Here is a 20,312-nt window from a genome sequence, read left to right as displayed (position 1 = left end):
ACGACCTGTTTGCATATTACTACCCGGTTGGTGCAGCAGGATCGTTGGCAGCCTGAGATGACATGGCATTGCCCACTGACTACTCTCCGGTGTTTGTGCTGGAAGGGCAGGTGTTGTACGACGCCCAGCGCAGATACCTCTCCCGGCAGGATCAGCAGGTCGAGCTCAAGGAACATGAGGCCCGACTATTGTCTGCGCTCCTGAGCGGCGTGCAATCGAAACGCGAGATCATCGCCTTGCTGTGGGAGTCCCGTGGGGTCATTGTCACGGAGAACAACTACTACAAGGTGGTCAAGGGTCTGCGTAATGCCTTCGAGGCCATTGGTCTGTCGGCAGACCTGCTCAAGACGCTGCCACGCATCGGCATTGCCTATGTCGGCACGGCGGAGGTGCAGGGTGAAGCTGCGCCCGCAGCCGTGTCCGTCGAGCCGCCGCCCGAGGTGCTGCAGCCGGTGGAAGTCCCGCCTCCCGCTGCTCCTGCAAGACGGCGACCGCATGAGCTGTTTGACCTCGGGCACTGGGGAACCGGTCTGCTGATCGCCCTGTTGGCCATCTTGTGTGGCTGGCTGATGTTTCGCTCTGATAACGGGTTTCGTTTGCTGGGCGCCTCCGAGGGCGTCAAGGTGTATGTCTACAAGGACCCCGGCATTGCCTTGCCGGATGTGCTGCGGCGTTATCGGCAATTCTCTCTGGGGCGGCAAGATATCCGCTATGTGTACTATCGGGCGGTTGGCAAGAATTACATCATCCTGGCATGTCCGACGTCTTTGCCGGATGGGGCGGAATCATGCATATCCCTGATGCAAAAAAATCTCTGATCATCCTGGCGCTCGAGGGCGTGCTGGCGGCGACGCTGTGGTGGGGCAATCCTGCCGGCGGGCGCGAATATGCGCCAAGACATCCCTGCCTGGCCAATGTGGCCATTGCCCGTGACAGCAGTTCGACCGCCTCGGGTCATCTGATGGTTTTTCCCGCAGGATCGCAGTGGATTTTCAATTTGAGCTGGCGTGCCAATGGCACCGTGCATGTGCTCCATCGGCAGCTGGATGTGCACTTTCAGGATCTGGGCATGGGGCGATATCGCTATCTGGTGCGCAGCCTGGCGCGCTATCGCGACGACACCGCCGACGATGTGACCGATCTCTTTCCCATGATTCAGCCCGGTGCCGATGGCGCCATGACCTTCACCCCGGTGGCCGATGGGCTGTTCAATGTGCAGGTGAATGAAGACCTGCAGTTCTATTGCACCGAGCAGTAACCCCCCTTGATTGAACCTTCTGGTGTGGTACCCGCGTGCCGCTTTGTTGGCGCGAAGGGTGGCGTGTTCATGCGCCATGACAGGGGAAAACTGCCGCCATTCAGAAATTTTCAGAAGTTTTCACATGTTTGTCTAGTCAAATTCAGATTAACGACGAGCAAAATTCTGTCGGAGGCGTAAGCTGAACTTATCGGACGGCAGCCACAAAACGCCGCACCGATTCGGGGTCACCCGGGCAGTTCAGCAGGATGTCGAGGTTGCGCGCATTCCGTGATGCATCCTTCGCTCTTATACGCTGGTTCCTGTCTTGTGCGTCGGGGTAGTCGTACAGGACAGATCAATAGCGGTATGCGCGCAACCTGGACAGCTTGATACCGGACTGTCACGCAAAACAAAAAGCCGCACCTTCGGGTGCGGCTTTTTGTTTTGTTGTCCGGGGCTCAGGGCAGTTTGAACAGCTCACGCAGGTGGCGGGCGACAGCCGCGTCGTCGTGATGGCCGATGCGCGGCGCGGCCGGCAGCTGTTCTGCCAGTCGCGGATGCGCGTTGCCCATCAGTCGCGGATGGCCGGCCAGCTGCAACAGTTCGATATCATTTTGGCCATCGCCGAAGGCCACGCAATGCGCCGGGTCGATCTGCAGTCGCGCCAGGATCATCTCCAGTGCCGACCCCTTGGAGACATCCCGTGCCATCACCTCCAGACAGTCATCGGCGGAGAAGGTGATGGTGACCGTGTCGCCGAAGCGGGCATGCAGCTTCTGCTCGACGCTCAGCAGGTGCGCGTGGGGTGCAATGTAGAGCACCTTGGCGACCCCCTGGCCATCATGCTCGGTGAGTGTTTCGACCTGATAGGTGAAGCCCGAGTCCCGATGCATGTCCAGTAACCATTGGCACGGCTGATTGATCAGCCAGGCATCATCCAGATAGAAATTCAGCAGACAGCCTTCGCTCAGTGCCGGGTCTGCCAGCTCGCGGACCAGCGCCGGCGGCAGGTTGCTCTGATGGATCAGCCGGTTGTCGGGGTCGTGGACCCGGGCGCCATTGGAGGTGATCAGATGGGCGCGGACACCCAGCGTGGCGCGGATGCCGTTCACATCGAGGAAGTGGCGTCCGGTGGCGATCACCAGATGAATGCCCTGATCATCCAGTGCACGCAAGGTCTGGGCCGTGAAGTCATTGACGGCGTGGCTGGCGTCAAGCAGGGTGCCGTCGAGGTCGGAAGCGATAAGCTGATACACGTTAGCAATCTGACAGGAAAGAGGGGGATAGCGCTATGATACCCGAAATGGCCTGCCAGGTCTTTTTTGACGGCTGGTTTGCTAAAAAGTCAATGAAAATCAGCTGCTTGCAAATCTTTGTAGTAGCCGGGCCCGCCAGCGGAACGGCAGGGTGCGCAGGCACTTGAGCAGCAGGGTGAAATGCCGCGGAAAGTGAATTTCGAAGCTGCCGCGGCGCAATCCGGCTTCAATGTGGGCCGCCGCCTGCTCCGGTGTCTGCAGGCCGGGCATGCTGAATCGATTGCGGGCGGTCAGCCGGGTGGCCACAAATCCGGGGTTCACCAGCTGGACCGACAGTCCCTGGGTATGCAGCTCGACGTACAGCAGCTCCGCCAGATTGATCAGCGCGGCCTTGCCGGGGCCATACACGGGCGCACCCGGCAGGCCGAAGTAGCCGGCCACGCTGGCCACCAGCACAATCCGCCCGTGGCGCCGTGCACGCCAGTCATTCAATAGCAGCGAAAGCGCGCGATAGACGCCATTGAGATTCACGTCCAGTGTATGGGCGGCGCGCTCCGGGTTGACCTGCCAGCTGTGCTCCGGCTGATAGTCGGCCGCACAGTAAATCAGCATGTCGGGGGAGTGTTCTGCCGAGAGTGTGCGGGCAGCCTGCTGCCAGTCCTCGCGGCTGCAGACATCCAGCGGCAGGATGCGGGCAGCGGGATGGCCGGCCGCCACGCTGGTCAGTTGCTCGACATTGCGCGCGCTGAGAATGACGTATGCCCCCTGCGCCAGCAAATGCCTGGCCAGGGCGGCGCCAATGCCGCTCGAGGCGCCGATCAGCCAGACACGCTGTCCCCGCCAGTGCTGCAGGGGCGGGTTCATTGCCTTCCAGGGCCACATCTCAGCCGCCCTTGCGGAAGAATAGCGTCACTTCGCCCAGCCGAATGCCGAATTTGCTCATGGTGGCGCGATTGACCATGGTCTGATCATCGATCAGGAACATCCAGTCATCAAAATCGACCTGCCAGCCGGACTGGGCCTCAGGCAGCTGCAGGCGATAGCGCCAGTGCAGGGCATTGCCGGCGGCCTCGCCACGAGCGTCGCCAACCACATCGGCCGCGTTGCCCCGCCACTGTCCGTTGCCCTGGGCGCGCAAGCGCCAGGTCCGTTGCTGCGTTGTGCCGTCGCTATACAGAAAGTGCTCGTCGAGTACCAGCTGCTCACCCTCCATGCGGCCATGAATCTGGACAGTGAACCGTTTCAGGACACGGCCGTCCCGTTGCTGGAACATGCCCCAGGCCTGGGTGTCCCCCAGGAAGAAACGCGCGGGATCCAGTGCCGGTTTGTCCTGCTGATAACTGTGGATGTCGGGGGCGGCACAACCCGTCAGCCACACCGCCAGCAACACGATCAGTCGCTTCATGCCGGTTCTCCTTCTTCGGTCTGGGTGAGCAGGAATTGCGAGACCCCGATGCGCTCTTCTTCGAAGCCGGCCTCGCAGTAGCTCAGATACAGACGCCACAGGCGAATGAAAGCTTCGTCAAACCCCTGGGCGGCGACAGCGGGCAGCGCTGCTTCGAAGGCGCTGCGCCAGCGTCGCAGGGTTTCTGCATAATCGCGGCCGAAGTCCAGCCGGTCCCGGCTGTCCAGTCCGTGGTGCCGGGCCAGCGCTTCGAAGCGCGGCACGCTGGGCAGCATGCCGCCGGGGAAGATGAACTGCTGGATAAAGTCGCTGCCGGCGCGATAACGCAGAAAATGGCGCTCATCAATGGTGATGCTCTGAACCAGTGCACGCCCCCCCGGCCGCAGGCAGCGTTTCAGTGTGGCAAAGAAAGTGGGCCACCAGGCCTCGCCCACGGCTTCGAACATCTCGATCGACACAATGGCGTCGAAGCGTTCGTCCAGGTCGCGGTAGTCCTGCAGGGCGAGGGTGGCAAGCTCGGTGCCGGCCAGGCGGGTCCTGGCGTGTTGCAACTGCTCTTGAGACAGGGTGATGCCATGCACGGCAATGCCCTGCGCGGTGGCCACTTCGGCAAAACCACCCCAGCCGCAGCCGATCTCCAGTACCCGCATGCCGGGCTTGAGGGCCAGCGTATCGATGATGCGCTGATACTTGGCATGCTGCGCCCTGGCCAATGGCTGGCGCAGATCGCCGTTGAACCAGGCGCTGGAATAGGTCCAGCTTTCATCCAGCCACAGACGATAGAAGTCATTGCCCAGATCGTAGTGCGCCTGAATGTTGCGCCGACTGCCGCTGCGGCTGTTGCGGCGCAGGAAATGCCGCAGGCGATACCACAGGCTGGCCAGTCGGGTACCAAATACCGCTGGCTCCAGTGCCTGGCTGTTTTGCAGCGCCAGGCGCAGCAAGGCTGTCAGGTCGCGGCATTGCAGCAGTCCGTCTCGCCAGGCTTCGGCAAAACCGATATCCCCCTGGCGCAGGATCATGGCGCAGGCGCGCCAGTCAGTCAGTTGCAATTCGGCGTGCAGGCCGTGCCCCGGCTGGCCGAAATCGACCTGGCTGCCATCCGGGCAGGTCAGCCGCAGGTGGCCGGTGTGCAACCGGCGTAACAGGGACAGAAAGGCGCGGGCCGCCGCGGGAGGGCGGGCCGTCGTGCGGCGGAGGGCATGGGATGCCGTCTGACTCATGATGGTTTCTCCAGATTGCTGCTGATGGCGTGGCCTGGTGCAGGTGGTTTGTGATGGAAAGGAACTTTTTTCAGCCACAACTGCAGGGCCTGCCAGTGAATGCGCCAGACAATCCCCAGGGTAAGCAGTGGTTGGGCCAGCAGGGCGCGCAACAGGTTGTGACGGGTAAAGGGCCGGGCCTGGCCGCTGATCGAGGTCTGGATCAGCGGGCCGAGTTCGTCGTGCAGGTCGATGCCGGTGAAGCTGCGCTCTGCGGTTTCTCTGAAGCGGAAACGGTAGCCGCCTTCGACCCGGCAAAATGGCGAGACATGAAACTGCTTGCGGCAGTGCAGCGGGGTGTCTGGGGTGATGGGGCTGCCATCCGGGCTGGCCAGCAGGTAGCCGTGATGTTCCCCGAAGGTGTTGTTGACCTCCGCCAGGATGGCGCACAGCGCCCCGTCACCGTTGTGACAATGCCAGAAACTGACCGGGTTGAAGGCGAAGCCGGCGATGCGCGGGAAGGTCTGCAGCCAGACGTGGCCATCATGCGGCAAGCCTGCCTGTGCCAGTTGCTGGCGAATCCAGGGCAGCAGGGGACTGCCGTCGCGCGGACCGTAGTCGCGTTGTCTGACCGAGAGCAGTCGCCAGCAGTCGACGCCGAACCAGCGGTTGCCAAGGGTATGCAGGGCGTCCAGGCGCAGGCGGATGAAAAATACCGGATAGCTGAACTGATGCAGCACTGGCCTGAGCCGGCGGTGCATCACCGAGCCCCGGTAGAGTCGGGCATGATCCGTCTGGCTCACAGTACCCCCCAGGACGGCGAGACGCCGAAGTCGCGCGCCACGCGCAGTGCCGATTTGAGTCCGTCTTCATGAAAACCATAGCCCGTCCAGGCGCCGGCGTACCAGCAGTGTTGCTGACCTTGCAGGCTGGCCAGGTTCTGCTGGGCGTTCATGGCAGCCTGGTCCATCAGTGGGTGTTCGTAGACAAAGCTGCCGTCAATCAGGTTGCTGTCCGGCAGGCGTGGCGGGTTCAGGGTGACCATGACCGGGCTGCTGACCGGCAAGGGTTGCAGCTTGTTGAGCAGATAGGTAACGCAACATTGCTGCGGCTCGGTTGGCTGGTTCTGAATCAGGTAGTTCCAGGCCGACCAGGCACGTCGGCGTCGTGGCAGCAGGCCGGGGTCGCGATGCAGGATCGCCAGGTTGCGCTGATAGCGCACCGCGGACAGCAGGCTTTGCTCGGCCTGACTCGGGTCAGACAGTATTTTCAGGGTGTCCGGGGCGTGGGTGGCGAACACGACTGCGTCGAAGCTTTCGCTGCCATGGGCGCTGATGACCACAGCCTGCTGCGGACCGCGTGACACCGACAGTACCGGGGTATTCAGGCGCACGTCTTTCAGCGTGGCCAGCATGCGCTCGACGTAGCGTCGCGCGCCGCCCGGAATGGTGTACCACTGAGGCCGCTGATTGACCTGTAGCAGTCCGTGGTTGTGGCAGAAGCGCAGAAAGGTCTCTGCCGGGAAAGCCAGAATGTCCCGCATCGGGCTGGACCAGATCGCCGCTGCCATGGGAAGTAGGTAGTGCTGCAGGAATCGCGGACGGTAGCCTTCGCGCTGCACCAGTTCGCCCAGAGTGCAAGGTGTCACGTGACACTGCTGCAGATAGCGCTCGGCATGACGATTAAAGCGCAGGATGTCGGCCAGCATGCCGTAAAATCCCGGCGACAGCAGATTACTGCGCTGGGCGAAGACCGTATTCAGGTTGCTGCCGGCCCATTCCAGCTCCCCTTCGCCGGCGGAGACCGAAAATCCCATGTCACTCGGATGCAAGGTAATGCCCAGTTCCGCCAGCAGGCCGAGCAGATTGGGATAGGTGCGGCGATTGCAGACCAGAAAGCCGGTATCGACCGGGAAGGATTGCCCGTCCACCTCGATGTCGACCGTGTGGGTATGGCCCCCGGCATAATCGGCCGCTTCGAACAAGGTGACATCGTGACGCGGATTGAGCAGATAGGCAGTGGCGAGGCCGCTGATGCCTGAGCCGATGACGGCGATACGCTTTGTCTCTGTCGGGTTCAACTGGTTCTCCTGCATGTTTGCTTGGCAGTGATGGCTGGCTTGTTTATAGTGCAGGATATAACCTTGCAGTCAAAAAATCTACTAATTAGTAAAAGACAATACCGATGAGTATTTTATCCCGACTCAGTTTCAAGGATCAGGCATTCCGTCTGCGTGAGCAGGCAGTGATGGACGCCACGACAAAGCTATTGGCCAGCAAGGGTTTTGACTTGATGACCATGGATGATGTCGCCGGGGAGGTCGGTATCTCCAAGCCGAGTCTGTACAAGCACTTCAAGTCCAAGGAAGAGCTGGCTACCGAGGTGATGATCCGCCTGCTGGATGATGCGGTGGCCTTTGTTGCCGGGCTCGATCAGGCGATGAATCCGGTGGCCAAGCTGCAGGCCCTGCTGGCCTGGGCGCTGCGCACCCGCCTGCAGGGCGGTTTGCCCTTCTTGCCGTCAACCAGTGTTCAGGTGCGCGAGATGCTGACGCGCAGTCCGCGCTATGTGTTGCGGGCAGCGCGTCTGCACAAATTGCTGGGAAAGTTGGTGGCTTCGGCGAAGAAGCAGAAGCTGCTGCGCGGCGACTTGCCGGATGATGTGATTCTGTTTGCTTACTATGCACGCAGTTGTGACCCGGCGGTCGAGTACTTGCGTTTATATGGTGATTATTCGGACGAGCAGATTGTTGAGCATATGCTGAGTGTCTGCTTTGAGGGCATGGCCGTTTGAGTCGGCGCTGTCGGGAATAGGACAAAGGGGAGGCTCTGCCTCCCCTTTGTGGTTTCTGGCTGCCGCGACGGCGTCATCACTGACCGTGGTCGTGAAGATCCTTGTCGGCGCAGCCCCAGTTGCCGCCACGGCTTTCATTCCCCGGGGCCCACTGACAGTTCAGCGTCGTCTTGCTGTTGCTGGCTTCGTTGTTGGCGGTGCTGGCCGGCATGGTGTCGGCGGAGGCCAGTAGCGGGGTGCTTGCCGCGAAAATGGCAATAATGGCGGCAAAAATGTGGGTTTTCATATTCAACTCCTTGGAACAGCGTTTAAGATGGCTCCCTGCGCATCTACTGTGCTTTGTTTATATCCCATTCATTTTGCAGTGGCCAGTTGACAACTATTAAATATTGTGTATTTGCAATGCTTTGCTGAGTGAAAGCCTTATTTGGCGCATGTTTTGCCTGGATGTGCTGTTTACATGCGAAATAAAGGTTAACAATCCCGCCCTGGTTTGGGCGAGAGATAGGGGGGGGTGCGCAGGTCGGTCATTGTTGATTAAATGATACAGATGGCATAATTGATGTGGTTGTCAGATGGGTGTCTGTGCGGAGGGAGTATGGCGGAAGTGTGGCTGACGATCGGGCAATTGGCGCAGCGGGCGGGGGTGGCCAGCAGTGCCTTGCGGTACTACGAATCGCAAGGCCTGTTGTCGAGTGTGCGTCAGGCCGGCGGGCAGCGGCGCTTCCGGCGTGATGCCTTGCGGCGGGTTGCCTTTATTCGTGCGGCCCAGCAGGTGGGATTGTCGCTGCAGGATATCGCTGCTGCACTGGCGTCCTTGCCTGATGGCAAAACGCCGGATGCGTCTGACTGGTCACGGCTGTCGGCTGCGTGGCAGCCGATGTTGCAGGCACGGATCGATGCGCTGTGCCGGTTGCGCGATCAGTTGAGTCGTTGCATCGGCTGTGGCTGTCTGTCGCTCGAGCGTTGTCAGTTGTACAACCCGCAGGACCAGGCGGCGCAGGGTGGGGGTGGTGCTCGTTATTGGCTGGGAGGTGAGCCACCTCTGAGGTAAACGGCAAGTATGGTGTGTGTTGTGCGGGCGCGAGAATGGGAGTGTTCTGATTCTTGCTGGAGGGTGATTGTCTCATCATCTTTCAATCAATGATTGGGAGAATTTAATGAGAAACCTGTTTTTGCGCTATTTGCTGTTTGGTTTGGTGCTTGCCAGTTGCATGGTCGGGGCTGTGCTGGTCGACATGGGGGCGGCGGCGGGGGTGTCACACTGCGCACTTGCCCTTGGCGGGTGATGCGGGCTTTGTCCGTCGGTGTGGTAAAAAAGAATAGGCCCCGCTTGCGCGGGGCCTTTCTCGTTTTGTCTACTGCTGTCCTGGTAAAGTCGGATGAGACTTTCGTGTAGTATTGCTACGCGTGATGACGCTGTCAATGCCTTGATTGGCCAAAACCTATGAGATCTATTGCTATTTTGATCCATGTCATGTTTCTGGCAAGCCTCCTGTTTGTGTAGCAATACTACATTACCAGGGCGGGCTACCCGCGTTGTGCCAGCTGCATGCGCCATGGCAGGGTGAGCGGCCTGCTGCTGCCCAGTGCCAGGCCGGCCATGATGGCGGCAAAGCCGATGACATGAAAAGTTTGCAGGTGTTCACCAAGAAAGATCATGGACAGCAGGGCCGACATCGGTGGCATCAGGTTCATGCAATTGCCGGCAAAGGTGGCCCCCAGCCGGTCGGCGCCACGGCGATAGAACGCATAGGCCAGGACGGAAGGAAACAGTGCCAGATAGGCGAGTGCCAGCCAGTCGGCCCGACTGAGCGTGCTGTTCAGCCCCTGCGGTTCCAGCCACAGGGCCAGCGGCAACAAGAGCAGTGAGTCGAGTACGGCCTGGGTGGCCAGCAGCGCGCCCGGGTCCAGCTGGCCGGGTAGGCGGACGACGCCAAGGGTATAGCCTGCCCAGCACAGGCTGGCGGCCAGCAGCCATAGCGTCCCGGAGCCAGCGATCGCCTGCCGGATGTCTCCCAGATCCCCATGGACAGCGATCAAGACCGCGCCGCACATCGCCAGCATGACACCTGCCCAGGTTCGAAGCGGGAGACGCTGACGCAGTGCAGAGAGCAGGACGATCCATACCGGGGTCAGTGTCTGCAGCGCTGCCGCACTGGTCACGCCGGCCCTGGCCACTCCCATGTAGATCAGTGCGTTATTGGCGGCGATACCTGTCGCGGCCAGCCAGAGCAGGTGCCAGCGTTGTTGCCACAGCAGCTTGTACTGCTGCCGCAGGGCGCTGGCGGCCAGCGGGCAGAGAAGCAGCGATGCGCAGGCCCAGCGGCCGAGGGTGAGCCAGAGAGGGGGCAGATCGTTGCTGAAGGCGCGGGCTACTACGACGTTGCCGGCCCAGAACAGAACGGCGGCCAGCAGCAGGCAGGCCGCACAACGCTTGCGTTGGAAAAAAGACGGCGCGGTGATGGTCATGACGTGATGCTAGAGCGGGTGCGCCGGGCGGGGTTTGATCTGAGGCAAGCGGCAGCGAAACGACGGCGTTTTGTTTGGTGTAAATAACCACAAAAGCAACAAAACGATTTATTTATACACTGGCATAATGCCATTATGCCAGTTGAACTTGATTGTAAAAAATCAAATAGGCAGTGAAATTGGCTTTTGCGGCCTGAGATGCTCAGGCCGCATCGCTGTGCTTAGTGTTGGTTGCTGCAATCCTTGTTGACTCTGGGGTAGGTTTTCCCGGGGATGACGACCGAGGTATAGGGGGAGTTCCAGGTCTGCGCGTGCAGGGTGGCGATGCGCTCCGCCATGGCCGGGTTGCGCAGTACGATCTCCAGGTTGCGAGAGTGATCGACATAACCGCCACTCCAGTTGCTGGTGCCCAGCCAGGCAATCTGGCCGTCAATCTCCATGCTCTTGGTGTGGATGACCCGGGCGAAGGGAATGCACCCTGAGGCCGCCAGAGGAAGCTTCACCAGGCGGATTTCCATGCCGGGCAGGACAGACAGACTCTTCAGGTAGTCAATGCCGGGGGACTCGGCATTCCAGTCCGACAGCATCAGCTTGACACGCACGCCGCGCGCCAGTGCATCACGAATCGCATTGTCAAACAGCGGATAGTATCGACGAGGTTTGTCAAAGGTCAGTGGCAGGTAGTCGAGCAGCTGAATGCGGATTTCGTGGCGGGCCTCTGCCATCAGGGCCGTCAGCGTGGACTCGGTATCAGCCACCCCGTCCGGATCCCAGTTATTGGGGCTGGCCAGCAGCAGGGCCGGCTGCTTCAGGTCGATGGCAGGCACCCCGGTGCGCAGTGGGGGAACAGGCTCGCCGGCAGCTACCTGCTGCTGGGCTCGCCAGTCGTGTTCGAAAATACGTTGCAGCCGGTCGACCATCGCGGCGTCGTCGATCTTGAGGCCGGTTTCGTGAATGTGCTCCAGTGACCGCCAGTCGAAGTTCTGGCTGCCGACATAGGCCGTTTTGCCGTCCACGATCAGGTATTTGGCGTGAATGATGCCGCTGCCGCTGACTTTGGCCCAGTCCAGTGTGCGGAAGGTCAGATGGGGGATCTGCTGCAGACGGGCCACGGTGGCCGGGTCGGTGGCAAACTGGCTCTTGGCTTCCATCAGAAAACGAATGTTGACGCCGCGGCGTCCGGCCGCGTCCAGACTGGCGATCACTTGCTCCAGTTTGCTGCCTGGCTGGCTGACGGCATAAAACTGCGCCAGCACGATCTCGTGTTGCGCCGCATCGATCATCTGGCGCCAGACCGTGGCCGGGTCACGCAAATCCGGCGTGTCCAGTCCGGCGCCGACCGGGGCGGTATGGACCAGCTCATAGCCGGGAATCGTAAAATCAGCCTGTGCCGACAGGGGGATGATGGCGGGCAGCAGGCTCAATAGCAGACTGGCGAGGCGGCGCATGAAACACTCCGGAGTGCAAATCCGCGATTTTGCCGGAACAATATGCAAGGGATATGACAATCCAGCCGGTGCTCAGGGTTTCAGCATGATGGCGGCTTCCTCCGGCCCGACATATTTCTGTACGATATCGCGCAGCGTGCCATCGCTGCGCATTTCCTGCAGGGTGGTCACGATGCGTGTTTTCAGGGCGTCATCGACCGTCTGTCTGCTCAGCATCAGGTTGAGCTGGGGCCACTGAGTATTGCCATCCCAGTCTTCCTGACGATACTGGCCCAGTTCTTCGGCAGACAGCATGGCCCGATAGACTGGCGCCGAGGTGATGATGGCCTGAACCCGATTGGCGCGCAGCATGGCAAACAGCTGTACGGTGTCGGCAGCCAGAACCAGTCTTCCCTGGCTTTGCAGCTGGTCGGCCAGCTGATCGTAAACCGCGCTGCCGTAATGCCAGCCCTTGCCGGCACCCAGCAGCCATTGCGGCTGGCTGACAAAGGCTTTCATGCCCGGAGCTGGGCCATTCTTGCGGATGACCATCACATTGTGCTGGCGCAGATAGGGGACCAGCCAGGCGATCCGTGCCCGTTCCTCGGTGGCGAACTTGTGCGCGGCCAGATCGATTTGCCCCAGTTCGGCCAGCTTGAGGATGCGAATCACCGACTCGACGCGGATCTCGGGCTGACAATGCAGGCGCCTGGCCAGCTCCTTGCTGATCTCCAGGTCGATGCCACTCATCTGATTGGCGGCATCCAGAGAAAAGTAGCGGCCGAACTCATCCAGGGCGATGCGCAGGGATGGCTGGCAGGCTGGCTGGGCCCGCAGGGCTGCAGGGAGACAGGACAGCAGGAGGATCAGCAGGACGCCGCGGCAGCGACGCATGGCAGGCAGAACAGGCATGGCCATCGCTCTCGAAAAGGTTCTGTTTCATGGTAGATCCTGATGCCGCGCTGTCCAGTCTGCCATGCCATCCGTGTACGATTGAACAGGGAGAATAACAGTGTCTTTGGCGTTCACCGCCCGATCCTTGCGGGCGGTATTCCTCTCTGCGGGGGAAACCCAGGCCAGCACCCGAGGTGATTTCAGCGCATGGCATCACGGCCGCCCGTGGTTCTGGTTCTGGGCCATTGACGCAGCCTTGCCGGCTATCGTCGAGCGCGTGCAGCGGGCGCAGCAATGTCTGGCGCCCTACCTGCTGGACGACTATGTCCGCGCGCCCCATGTCACCCTGAGTTTGTGTGGTTTCCCGCCGACCGACACGACCGGCGAGGGGGAGTATGACGGGCGCCGGCTGGATGCTCAGTGCCATGCCCTGCGACAACTGGCCCGGCGGCCTTTTGAGCTGCAGGTTGCCGAGCTGGACAGCTTTCGCTCTGCACCTTTCTTGTGGGTACGAGACCCGGCGCAACAGTTGCCCGCCGTCCGCGCCTGCCTGTCAGGACACCCGCAGGATCATGCCGAGCAGGAGTATGTCCCGCATGTCACGGTAGGTCTGTATAGCGCGGCCTGGCCCAGCGCGCCGCTGGCCCGCCTGCTGCAGGAGTTTGACCCGGGGCCGGTTCTGAAGCTGCCAGTCGAGCGACTGAGTCTGATGCGTTACGCCAGTCACGAGATTGGTGGTCAGTTGGAGACGATGGCGGATTTCTGGCTGGGGTCGCAGCAGCTGATCTGGCGCCCGGCCTTCAGTCAGCTGGCCGGGGCGTTCCGGCTGGCTGGCGGCGCCGCAGACGACTGCTGTCAATGAGTCCGGCAGCCCTGGCGCGCAACTGACCGCAGCCGCCGTCGATATCCTGGCCTGCCGAGTCCCTCACCTTCGTCAGTACGCCATATTGGTGCAGGTGGCGCTTCATGCGGTCGATTTGGGCGGCTGACGGGCGCTGAAAGGCATCGGTTTCCAGGCTGTTGTAGGGGATCAGGTTCAGGATGGCGTACTTGCCCCGGAGCAGCTGCACCAGGGCATCCATTTCCGCCTGGCTGTCATTGATGCCGGCCAGCAGGGTCCACTGGTACTGGATGGGATAGCCGACCTGGCGGGCGTAGTCTTCACCTAGTTCGACCAACTGCTGCGGTGTCAGGCGTGGTGCGCGCGGCAGCAGCGATGCGCGCAAGTCGGCCCGGGTGGTATGCAGCGACAGCGCCAGCGCCGGCTTGACCGCCTGCTGCGGCAACCGCTCGAACACGCGCAGGTCGCCCACCGTGGAAAAAACCAGATTCTTGTGGCCGATCTGGCCGTCCGTGCCCAGCAGGTTGATGGCCTCCAGCACGCTGTCCAGATTGTGCGAGGGCTCGCCCATGCCCATGAACACCACTTTTCTGACCGGACGCAACTGCCTGGCCAGCGCGACCTGGGCGGCAATCTCTGCACTGCCGAGCTGGCGCAGCAGGCCAGACTGTCCGGTCATGCAAAAGCGGCAGCCGACGGCGCAGCCCACCTGGCTGGAGACGCACAGCCCGTCGCGCGGCAGCAGCACACTCTCGACCATCTGACCGTCGGCCAGTGCCACCAGCAGGCGCAGCGAACCATCCGCTGCCGGGTGCTGCGACTCGATACGGGCCAGTGTTCCCATCTGCTCAATGATGGCGGGCAAGCCCTGACGGACGGACAGCGGGTAATAGTGCTCGCTCTTCTGGCGGCGCGTGCCGTCACCCAGCGGGCGGCCCTGCAGCCAGGCGCGGGTGATCCTGCCGATATGGCAGGGCTGGGCGCCGATGGCGGCGAGCGATTGCTGGAAATCCTGAATATGCATGATGGGGGTAAGCGGTAGCCAAGACGTGCGCTGCGTAGGGTAAGGCAGGAAGGGGGCGGACGGCTACGATTATTTGCTGGCCGCAGCCTGCCGGGCGGCAGGCTGCGGTTCGGCGCCGGCTCAGTCCCAGCTTAGTGCGCCACCGGTCTGATACTCGGTGACCCGGGTTTCGAAGAAGTTCTTTTCCTTCTTCAGGTCGACCATTTCGCTCATCCACGGGAAGGGGTTGTCTGCCCCGGGGAACAGCGGCTCCAGGCCGATCTGCTGCATGCGGCGGTTGGCGATGAAGCGCAGGTATTCCTTGAACATGCTGGCGTTCAGGCCCAGCACGCCGCGCGGCATGGTGTCTTCGGCATAGGCGTATTCCAGATCAACGGCACGGCGGAACAGGTCGTTGAGCTCGGCCTTGAACGACTCGGTCCACAGCTGCGGGTTTTCCAGCTTGATGGTGTTGATCAGGTCAATGCCGAAATTGCAGTGCATCGACTCGTCGCGCAGGATGTACTGGTACTGTTCTGCGGCGCCCGGCATTTTGTTCTGCCGTCCCAGCGCCAGGATCTGTACGAACCCTACATAGAAGAACAGACCTTCCATGATGCAGGCGAAGACGATCAGCGACTTGAGCAGTTTCTGGTCGTTGGCGGTGTTGCCGGTCTTGAATTGCGGATCGGTCAGCACGTCGATGAACGGGATCAGGAAATCGTCCTTGGCGCTGATGGACGAAATCTCGTGATAAGCGTTGAAGACCTCGCCTTCATCCAGCCCCAGGCTTTCGACAATGTACTGGTAGGCATGGGTATGAATGGCCTCATCGAAGGCCTGGCGCAGCAGGAACTGGCGGCACTCCGGCGCGGTGATCTGACGGTAGGTGCCCAGCACGATATTGTTGGCGGCCAGGCTGTCTGCCGTGACGAAGAAGCCGAGGTTGCGCTTGACGATGCGCATTTCATCCTCGGACAGCTGGCCGGTCTTCCACTGCTCAATGTCGCGCTGCATGTTGATTTCCTGCGGCATCCAGTGGTTGGCGCACTGGGACAGGTATTTCTCCCAGGCCCACTTGTACTTGAACGGTACCAGTTGGTTGACGTCGGTGGTGCCATTGATGATGCGCTTGTCGACCACGTTCACGCGGCTGGTGGCGGCGGCGGGGGCATCGGCATTGTCGGTAAAATTCAGCATGGTCTCTTGGTGCTTTTCTTTTTGAGGGTAGATCAGCCATCCCGGGAGGCGTCAGGCGCCCCGGGAGTGTCGCTCGTGCGGGCCGAGGGTCAGCTCAGGCGTGGCTGTCGGCGTCTTCCGGCTCTTGTTGCCGGATGGCGTACAGCGGCACGCTGGCCTTGCCGAGAATCAGCATGCCGCCCTGCAGGGCGCGCGGCGCATCCGGGCCCGGCGCATCCAGGGTCAGGCGTACCGTGTTGTTGGTGACGCCGCGGGTCGCATTGCTGCATGCCATGTAAACGGAAGCGCTCATGCTGATTCCTTTTCTTGGGTTGGCCCGGGCGCCATCCGGCGCCCGGGAGGTGCTGGCCGGCCTTACTGGCAGGCTTCGCAATCGGGGTTGTCGATCGAGCAGAACTTGGCATCGGTCGCCGGCTCCGCCATGGCGGTGACCGCCGGGCTGATGCCGCCTGCAACCGGTACGGCATTGAGTTCGCCGCCGCGCCCGGTGGATTTCTCGCCGGACGACGCTGCCAGGGTGCGCAGGTAGTAGGTGGTCTTCAGACCGCGTACCCAGGCCAGGCGGTAGAGCTCATCCAGCTTCTTGCCGGAGGCGCCGGCCATGTACAGGTTGAGCGACTGCGCCTGGTCGATCCATTTCTGCCGGCGTGCCGCCGCCTCGACCAGCCACTTCGGGTCGATCTCGAACGCCGTGGCGTACAGTTCGCGCAGGGCGGCCGGCACACGATCGATGCGCCCCAGGCTGCCATCGAAGTACTTGAGGTCGGAGACCATGACCTCGTCCCACAGACCATGGGCCTTGAGGTCACGTACCAGGTACTCGTTGGTGACGGTGAACTCGCCCGACAGATTGGATTTGACGAACAGGTTCTGGTAGGTCGGTTCGATCGAGGCCGAAACACCGATGATGTTGGCGATGGTGGCCGTCGGCGCGATGGCCAGGCAGTTGGAATTGCGCATGCCGAACTGCCGGATGCGGCTGCGCAGCGGCGACCAGTCGAGGGTTTCGCGCTGGTCCATCTCCAGATAGCCGCCACGCTGCTCCGCCAGCAGGCGGATGCTGTCCTGCGGCAGGATGCCGCGATCCCACAGGCTGCCGGTATAGCTCGGGTAGCGGCCGCGCTCTTCGGCCAGTTCGGTGGATGCCCAGTAGGCGTGATAGGCCACCAGCTCCATGGTGCGATCGGCGAACTCGACGGCCTCCTGGGAGGCGTAGGGGACACGCTTGATATGCAGGCAGTCCTGGAAGCCCATGATGCCCAGCCCGACCGGGCGATGCTTCAGGTTGGAGTTGGCTGCCTTCTGCACCGGGTAGAAGTTGATGTCGATCACGTTGTCCAGCATGCGCATGGCGATCGACACGGTGCGCTTGATCTTGTCGGCGTCCAGCTCGCCATCCTTCATGTGGCGTGCCAGGTTGACCGAGCCCAGGTTGCAGACGGCGATTTCCTCGTCATTGGTGTTGAGGGTGATCTCGGTGCACAGGTTGGAGCTGTGAACCACGCCCATGTGCTGCTGCGGACTGCGGATGTTGCACGGGTCCTTGAAGGTGATCCACGGATGGCCGGTTTCGAACAGCATGGTCAGCATCTTGCGCCACAGGCTCAGGGCCGGTACGCGCTTGAAGACCCTGATCAGCCCCTGATCGGCCAGTGCCTCGTACTCGCGGTAGCGTTTCTCGAAGGCCGTGCCCACCAGATCGTGCAGGTCGCTGCACTCGGACGGCGAGAACAGCGTCCAGTCGCCACCCTCGTGCACCCGCTTCATGAACAGGTCCGGGATCCAGTTGGCGGTATTCATGTCGTGGGTGCGGCGTCGGTCGTCACCGGTGTTCTTGCGCAGCTCGAGGAATTCCTCGATATCGGCGTGCCAGGTCTCCAGATAGGCGCAGACGGCGCCCTTGCGCTTGCCGCCCTGGTTGACGGCCACGGCGGTGTCGTTGACCACTTTGAGGAAGGGTACGACCCCCTGCGATTTGCCGTTGGTGCCCTTGATGTGCGAGCCCATGGCGCGCACCGGTGTCCAGTCATTGCCCAGGCCGCCGGCAAACTTCGACAGCAGGGCGTTTTCCTTGATGCCTTCGTAGATGCCGTCCAGATCGTCTGCCACCGTGGTCAGATAGCAGCTGGAGAGCTGGCTGCGGCGGGTGCCGGCGTTGAACAGCGTCGGGGTCGAGGACATGAAGTCGAAGCTGGACAGCACCTGGTAGAAGTCGATGGCACGAGCCTCGCGGTCCTGCTCGTTGAGCGCCAGGCCCATGGCGACGCGCATGAAGAAGGCCTGCGGCATTTCGATGCGGCGACCGTCGATGTGCAGGAAGTAGCGGTCGAACAGGGTTTGCAGACCGAGGTAGCCGAATTGCAGGTCGCGCTCGGCGTCCAGGGCGGCACCCAGTTTCTTCAGGTCGTATTCGGCCAGGCGTGCATCCAGCAGTTCCGCCTGGATGCCCTGGACGATGAAGCGGGCGAAGTAGTCGGGGTACAGGGCGGCCATGTCCTCCTGGGCCACGGTCTCGCCGATGATTTCCTCGCGGATGGTGCCCAGCAGCAGACGGGCGGTCACCAGGTCGTAGCAGGGATCGCGCTCGATCAGCGAGCGGGCGGCCAGGATGGTCGACTTGGCCACCTCGTCCTCGCCGACGCCGTCATACAGGTTTTTCAGGGCTTCGCTCAGGATGGCCTCGGCATCGGCCTGCGGCTGTCCCTTGCAGGCGGCGCCGATGGTGGCGCGCAGGGCGGTCAGGTTGAGCGGCTGGCGCTGGCCGTGGCGGCCCACAACGCGAATTTCATGATGGTGCTCTTCGGGGCGGGCGGCGCGCTCGCGGGCGCGTTCCTCGCGGTACAGCACATAGGCGCGGGCCACGTCATGCTCGCCGGCGCGCATCAGCGACAGCTCGACCTGGTCCTGGATTTCCTCGATATGGATGGCGCCACCATCCGGCTTGCGGCGCATCAGCGCGCTGACCACGGCGTCGGTGTGCGCCGTGACCCGTTCGCGCAGGCTGGCGGAGCCGGCGGCATGTTGCCCGAGCACAGCCAGGAAGGCCTTGCTCATGGCCACGGAGATCTTGACGGGTTCGAACGGTACCACGGCGCCATTGCGGCGGATGGTTTGCCAGGCACTGTAGTCCTGGGGCGGGGCGGTCGGTGCGTGCGCCTCGGCGCCGGTGCCTTCATAGGGGGTCGATGACATGGTGTCCTCGTCGATTCAGATGGTTTCTGCTGTTGCGCTGATCCGAAGCGGCTTCGGGTCAGTGGCGCGGCTTGTTTGCAACACAAGATGTATTGTTATGTGCCTTGTGTGACGCAAATTCTAGTGGTCAGAAATGGCTGATTCAAGTCTTGACAGGCAGTATTTTTGAAAACTTTTCCCACAAGTCCTTGTGGCAAGGGTTTGCAGGGTGCCCAGATATGGTGGGGGTGAGGCGGGGTGTCGCAGGAATGAGACGAAAAGCGATACGGCCCCGCCGAGGCGGGGCCGCGTGAGGCATTACTTGCCGATGCGGGACTCGAAACTGTCGAGAATGTCGCCGACGCGGCTAGAGGCCTGTTCCATGGCGGCCAGGCCGCTGCGCACGGCCGGGAAGTCCTGGCGGGCAAAGGCCTCCACCACCGCGCGGCCATATTCATGCACCTGGGCGTGTGGTTGTTCCAGATCCTTGTAGCGCGGGTGGTTGCGGTATTCGCTGGCGCCGCGCCCCTGGGTGTACCACTGGCCGAGACGGCACTGAGTGTGATCGCCAACCTGATCGGCGGTCAGGTTGTGCAGGCCGAGCAGGGCCTTGTAGATGCCGAGCTTGAACACCAGGTGGTCGAATTTGACGGTTTCGATGAAGCTGCTGTGGGCGCTGTTGCCAATGGTGTTGGCCATTTCCTCGGCGTTGTCCGCCAGCTGGCGGATTTCCTGCGAGGTCTTCTGGGCCTCTGTCAGGAAGTGGGCGGCGTTTTCTGCCGAGGCGTTCACCTGATCCTTGGTGCTCTTGGAGGCGTTTTCAATGCCCTCGACCAGGGTGGCGATCTCGCCGGTAGCCTGGGCGGTGCGTTCGGCCAGCTTGCGCACTTCATCGGCCACGACGGCAAAGCCGCGGCCCTGTTCACCGGCGCGCGCGGCTTCAATGGCGGCGTTCAGCGCCAGCAGATTGGTCTGGTCGGCAATTTCGCGAATCAGTTTGACGAAGCCGACGATCTCGCCGCTCTTCTGTGCCAGCACATCCATGGAGCCGGCGGTGGTCTGCTGGTGCTGGGTCACCTGGCTGAAGGCCGAGAGCATGGCCTCAATGGCCTGGCGGACATGGCTCAGCTGCGTCAGGGACTCGCTGGCGATGTGATATTCGTTGTCGAGGGTGTTGGCCAGGTTGGCCACTGAATTGCGCAGCACCTCGGTGGCATGCAGCGACTGGTCGAAGGCGCCGACATAGCTGTCTCGGCGTGCGCTGAAGAAATTCAGGTCTTTTTGCAGGGCGGCGATCTCGGCGCTCTTGTCGCTGGCTGCCAGTTGTTGCTGCAGGGTGTGTTTCTCGTCTTCCAGTTCGCGGATACGCGCTTGCAATGCTTCGATTTGCCGTCCCTTGCCAAACATG

General features: G+C 61.8%; 21 protein-coding genes. 6 read left to right on the top strand and 15 right to left on the bottom strand.

Annotated elements, in window-relative coordinates:
- Window positions 1-62: 62 nt before the first annotated feature.
- Both JNO51_RS09100 and JNO51_RS09095 read left to right on the top strand, forming a co-directional pair.
- Complete coding sequence (locus JNO51_RS09100; RefSeq protein ID WP_215776276.1) at window positions 63-818, top strand: hypothetical protein; 756 nt, start codon at window positions 63-65, stop codon at window positions 816-818.
- Entirely contained in the window at window positions 788-1,258 is a 471-nt protein-coding gene (locus tag JNO51_RS09095; RefSeq protein WP_215776273.1) for a hypothetical protein, read from the top strand. The genes JNO51_RS09100 and JNO51_RS09095 overlap by 31 nt, the downstream gene beginning before the upstream one ends.
- Window positions 1,259-1,698: 440 nt before the next feature.
- Here JNO51_RS09095 and JNO51_RS09090 read toward each other — a convergent pair whose 3' ends face one another.
- From JNO51_RS09090 to JNO51_RS09065, 6 genes are all read right to left on the bottom strand, one after another.
- Window positions 1,699-2,496 (bottom strand): Cof-type HAD-IIB family hydrolase, encoded by a 798-nt coding sequence (locus JNO51_RS09090; protein WP_215776270.1) that lies wholly within the window; start codon window positions 2,494-2,496, stop codon window positions 1,699-1,701.
- A gap of 99 nt (window positions 2,497-2,595) precedes the next feature.
- Window positions 2,596-3,360, bottom strand: a complete 765-nt coding sequence (locus JNO51_RS09085; RefSeq protein WP_252346037.1) for an SDR family oxidoreductase — start codon at window positions 3,358-3,360, stop codon at window positions 2,596-2,598.
- Between the two features lie 19 nt (window positions 3,361-3,379).
- Complete coding sequence (locus JNO51_RS09080) at window positions 3,380-3,901, bottom strand: DUF3833 domain-containing protein (RefSeq protein ID WP_215776266.1); 522 nt, start codon at window positions 3,899-3,901, stop codon at window positions 3,380-3,382.
- Window positions 3,898-5,124 (bottom strand): cyclopropane-fatty-acyl-phospholipid synthase family protein, encoded by a 1,227-nt coding sequence (locus JNO51_RS09075; protein ID WP_215776262.1) that lies wholly within the window; start codon window positions 5,122-5,124, stop codon window positions 3,898-3,900. Before JNO51_RS09075 ends, JNO51_RS09080 begins: the two co-directional genes overlap by 4 nt.
- Window positions 5,121-5,906 carry a DUF1365 domain-containing protein gene (locus JNO51_RS09070; RefSeq protein ID WP_252346036.1) on the bottom strand — a complete coding sequence of 262 codons (786 nt, stop codon included), beginning with the start codon at window positions 5,904-5,906 and terminating at the stop codon, window positions 5,121-5,123. Before JNO51_RS09070 ends, JNO51_RS09075 begins: the two co-directional genes overlap by 4 nt.
- On the bottom strand, window positions 5,903-7,183 hold the full coding sequence (locus JNO51_RS09065; protein WP_252346035.1) for an NAD(P)/FAD-dependent oxidoreductase: 1,281 nt from the start codon (window positions 7,181-7,183) through the stop codon (window positions 5,903-5,905). The genes JNO51_RS09070 and JNO51_RS09065 overlap by 4 nt, the downstream gene beginning before the upstream one ends.
- Window positions 7,184-7,287: 104 nt before the next feature.
- On the opposite strand from JNO51_RS09065, the gene JNO51_RS09060 reads away from it, so the two are divergent.
- Window positions 7,288-7,896 carry a TetR/AcrR family transcriptional regulator gene (locus tag JNO51_RS09060; protein ID WP_215776257.1) on the top strand — a complete coding sequence of 203 codons (609 nt, stop codon included), beginning with the start codon at window positions 7,288-7,290 and terminating at the stop codon, window positions 7,894-7,896.
- Window positions 7,897-7,972: 76 nt separating this feature from the next.
- Here JNO51_RS09060 and JNO51_RS09055 read toward each other — a convergent pair whose 3' ends face one another.
- Window positions 7,973-8,182 (bottom strand): hypothetical protein, encoded by a 210-nt coding sequence (locus tag JNO51_RS09055; protein WP_215776254.1) that lies wholly within the window; start codon window positions 8,180-8,182, stop codon window positions 7,973-7,975.
- A 312-nt stretch (window positions 8,183-8,494) separates the two neighbouring features.
- On the opposite strand from JNO51_RS09055, the gene soxR reads away from it, so the two are divergent.
- A complete protein-coding gene (soxR, locus tag JNO51_RS09050; RefSeq protein ID WP_215776251.1) occupies window positions 8,495-8,950 on the top strand; it encodes a redox-sensitive transcriptional activator SoxR in 456 nt (151 codons plus the stop codon).
- Between the two features lie 106 nt (window positions 8,951-9,056).
- Window positions 9,057-9,185 (top strand): hypothetical protein, encoded by a 129-nt coding sequence (locus tag JNO51_RS17465; RefSeq protein ID WP_256444943.1) that lies wholly within the window; start codon window positions 9,057-9,059, stop codon window positions 9,183-9,185.
- A gap of 241 nt (window positions 9,186-9,426) precedes the next feature.
- On the opposite strand, the gene JNO51_RS09045 is transcribed toward JNO51_RS17465, so the two are convergent.
- From JNO51_RS09045 to JNO51_RS09035, 3 genes are all read right to left on the bottom strand, one after another.
- Complete coding sequence (locus JNO51_RS09045) at window positions 9,427-10,368, bottom strand: DMT family transporter (RefSeq protein ID WP_215776248.1); 942 nt, start codon at window positions 10,366-10,368, stop codon at window positions 9,427-9,429.
- Window positions 10,369-10,589: 221 nt separating this feature from the next.
- Window positions 10,590-11,816 carry a phospholipase D-like domain-containing protein gene (locus JNO51_RS09040; protein WP_215776246.1) on the bottom strand — a complete coding sequence of 409 codons (1,227 nt, stop codon included), beginning with the start codon at window positions 11,814-11,816 and terminating at the stop codon, window positions 10,590-10,592.
- Between the two features lie 72 nt (window positions 11,817-11,888).
- A complete protein-coding gene (locus JNO51_RS09035) occupies window positions 11,889-12,707 on the bottom strand; it encodes an ABC transporter substrate-binding protein (RefSeq protein ID WP_215776244.1) in 819 nt (272 codons plus the stop codon).
- 100 nt (window positions 12,708-12,807) lie between these two features.
- Between JNO51_RS09035 and JNO51_RS09030 the strand changes: the two genes are divergently transcribed.
- Window positions 12,808-13,551: a 2'-5' RNA ligase family protein gene (locus JNO51_RS09030; protein WP_215776242.1), complete on the top strand. Its 744-nt coding sequence runs from the start codon at window positions 12,808-12,810 to the stop codon at window positions 13,549-13,551.
- Here the strand turns inward: JNO51_RS09030 and JNO51_RS09025 are convergent.
- The 5 genes from JNO51_RS09025 to JNO51_RS17460 form a co-directional block, all read right to left on the bottom strand.
- On the bottom strand, window positions 13,490-14,554 hold the full coding sequence (locus JNO51_RS09025; RefSeq protein ID WP_215776240.1) for an RNA methyltransferase: 1,065 nt from the start codon (window positions 14,552-14,554) through the stop codon (window positions 13,490-13,492). The two genes, JNO51_RS09030 and JNO51_RS09025, sit on opposite strands and share 62 nt — an antisense overlap.
- A 120-nt stretch (window positions 14,555-14,674) precedes the next feature.
- Window positions 14,675-15,733, bottom strand: a complete 1,059-nt coding sequence (locus tag JNO51_RS09020; protein ID WP_215776238.1) for a ribonucleotide-diphosphate reductase subunit beta — start codon at window positions 15,731-15,733, stop codon at window positions 14,675-14,677.
- Between the two features lie 94 nt (window positions 15,734-15,827).
- Window positions 15,828-16,025: a hypothetical protein gene (locus JNO51_RS09015; protein WP_215776235.1), complete on the bottom strand. Its 198-nt coding sequence runs from the start codon at window positions 16,023-16,025 to the stop codon at window positions 15,828-15,830.
- Window positions 16,026-16,087: 62 nt separating this feature from the next.
- Window positions 16,088-18,925, bottom strand: coding sequence for a ribonucleoside-diphosphate reductase subunit alpha (locus JNO51_RS09010; protein ID WP_215776233.1), 2,838 nt, complete (start codon window positions 18,923-18,925; stop codon window positions 16,088-16,090).
- A gap of 297 nt (window positions 18,926-19,222) precedes the next feature.
- The gene (locus JNO51_RS17460) at window positions 19,223-20,311 is read right to left on the bottom strand and encodes a methyl-accepting chemotaxis protein (protein WP_215776230.1); all 1,089 of its coding nucleotides are present in this window, start codon (window positions 20,309-20,311) and stop codon (window positions 19,223-19,225) included.
- Between the last annotated feature and the right edge of the window lies 1 nt (window position 20,312).

Source organism: Paludibacterium sp. B53371 (genome assembly GCF_018802765.1).
GTDB lineage: Bacteria > Pseudomonadota > Gammaproteobacteria > Burkholderiales > Chromobacteriaceae > Paludibacterium.
Note: the sequence above shows the minus strand (reverse complement) of the source record. Positions and strands in the feature narration are given on the sequence as shown.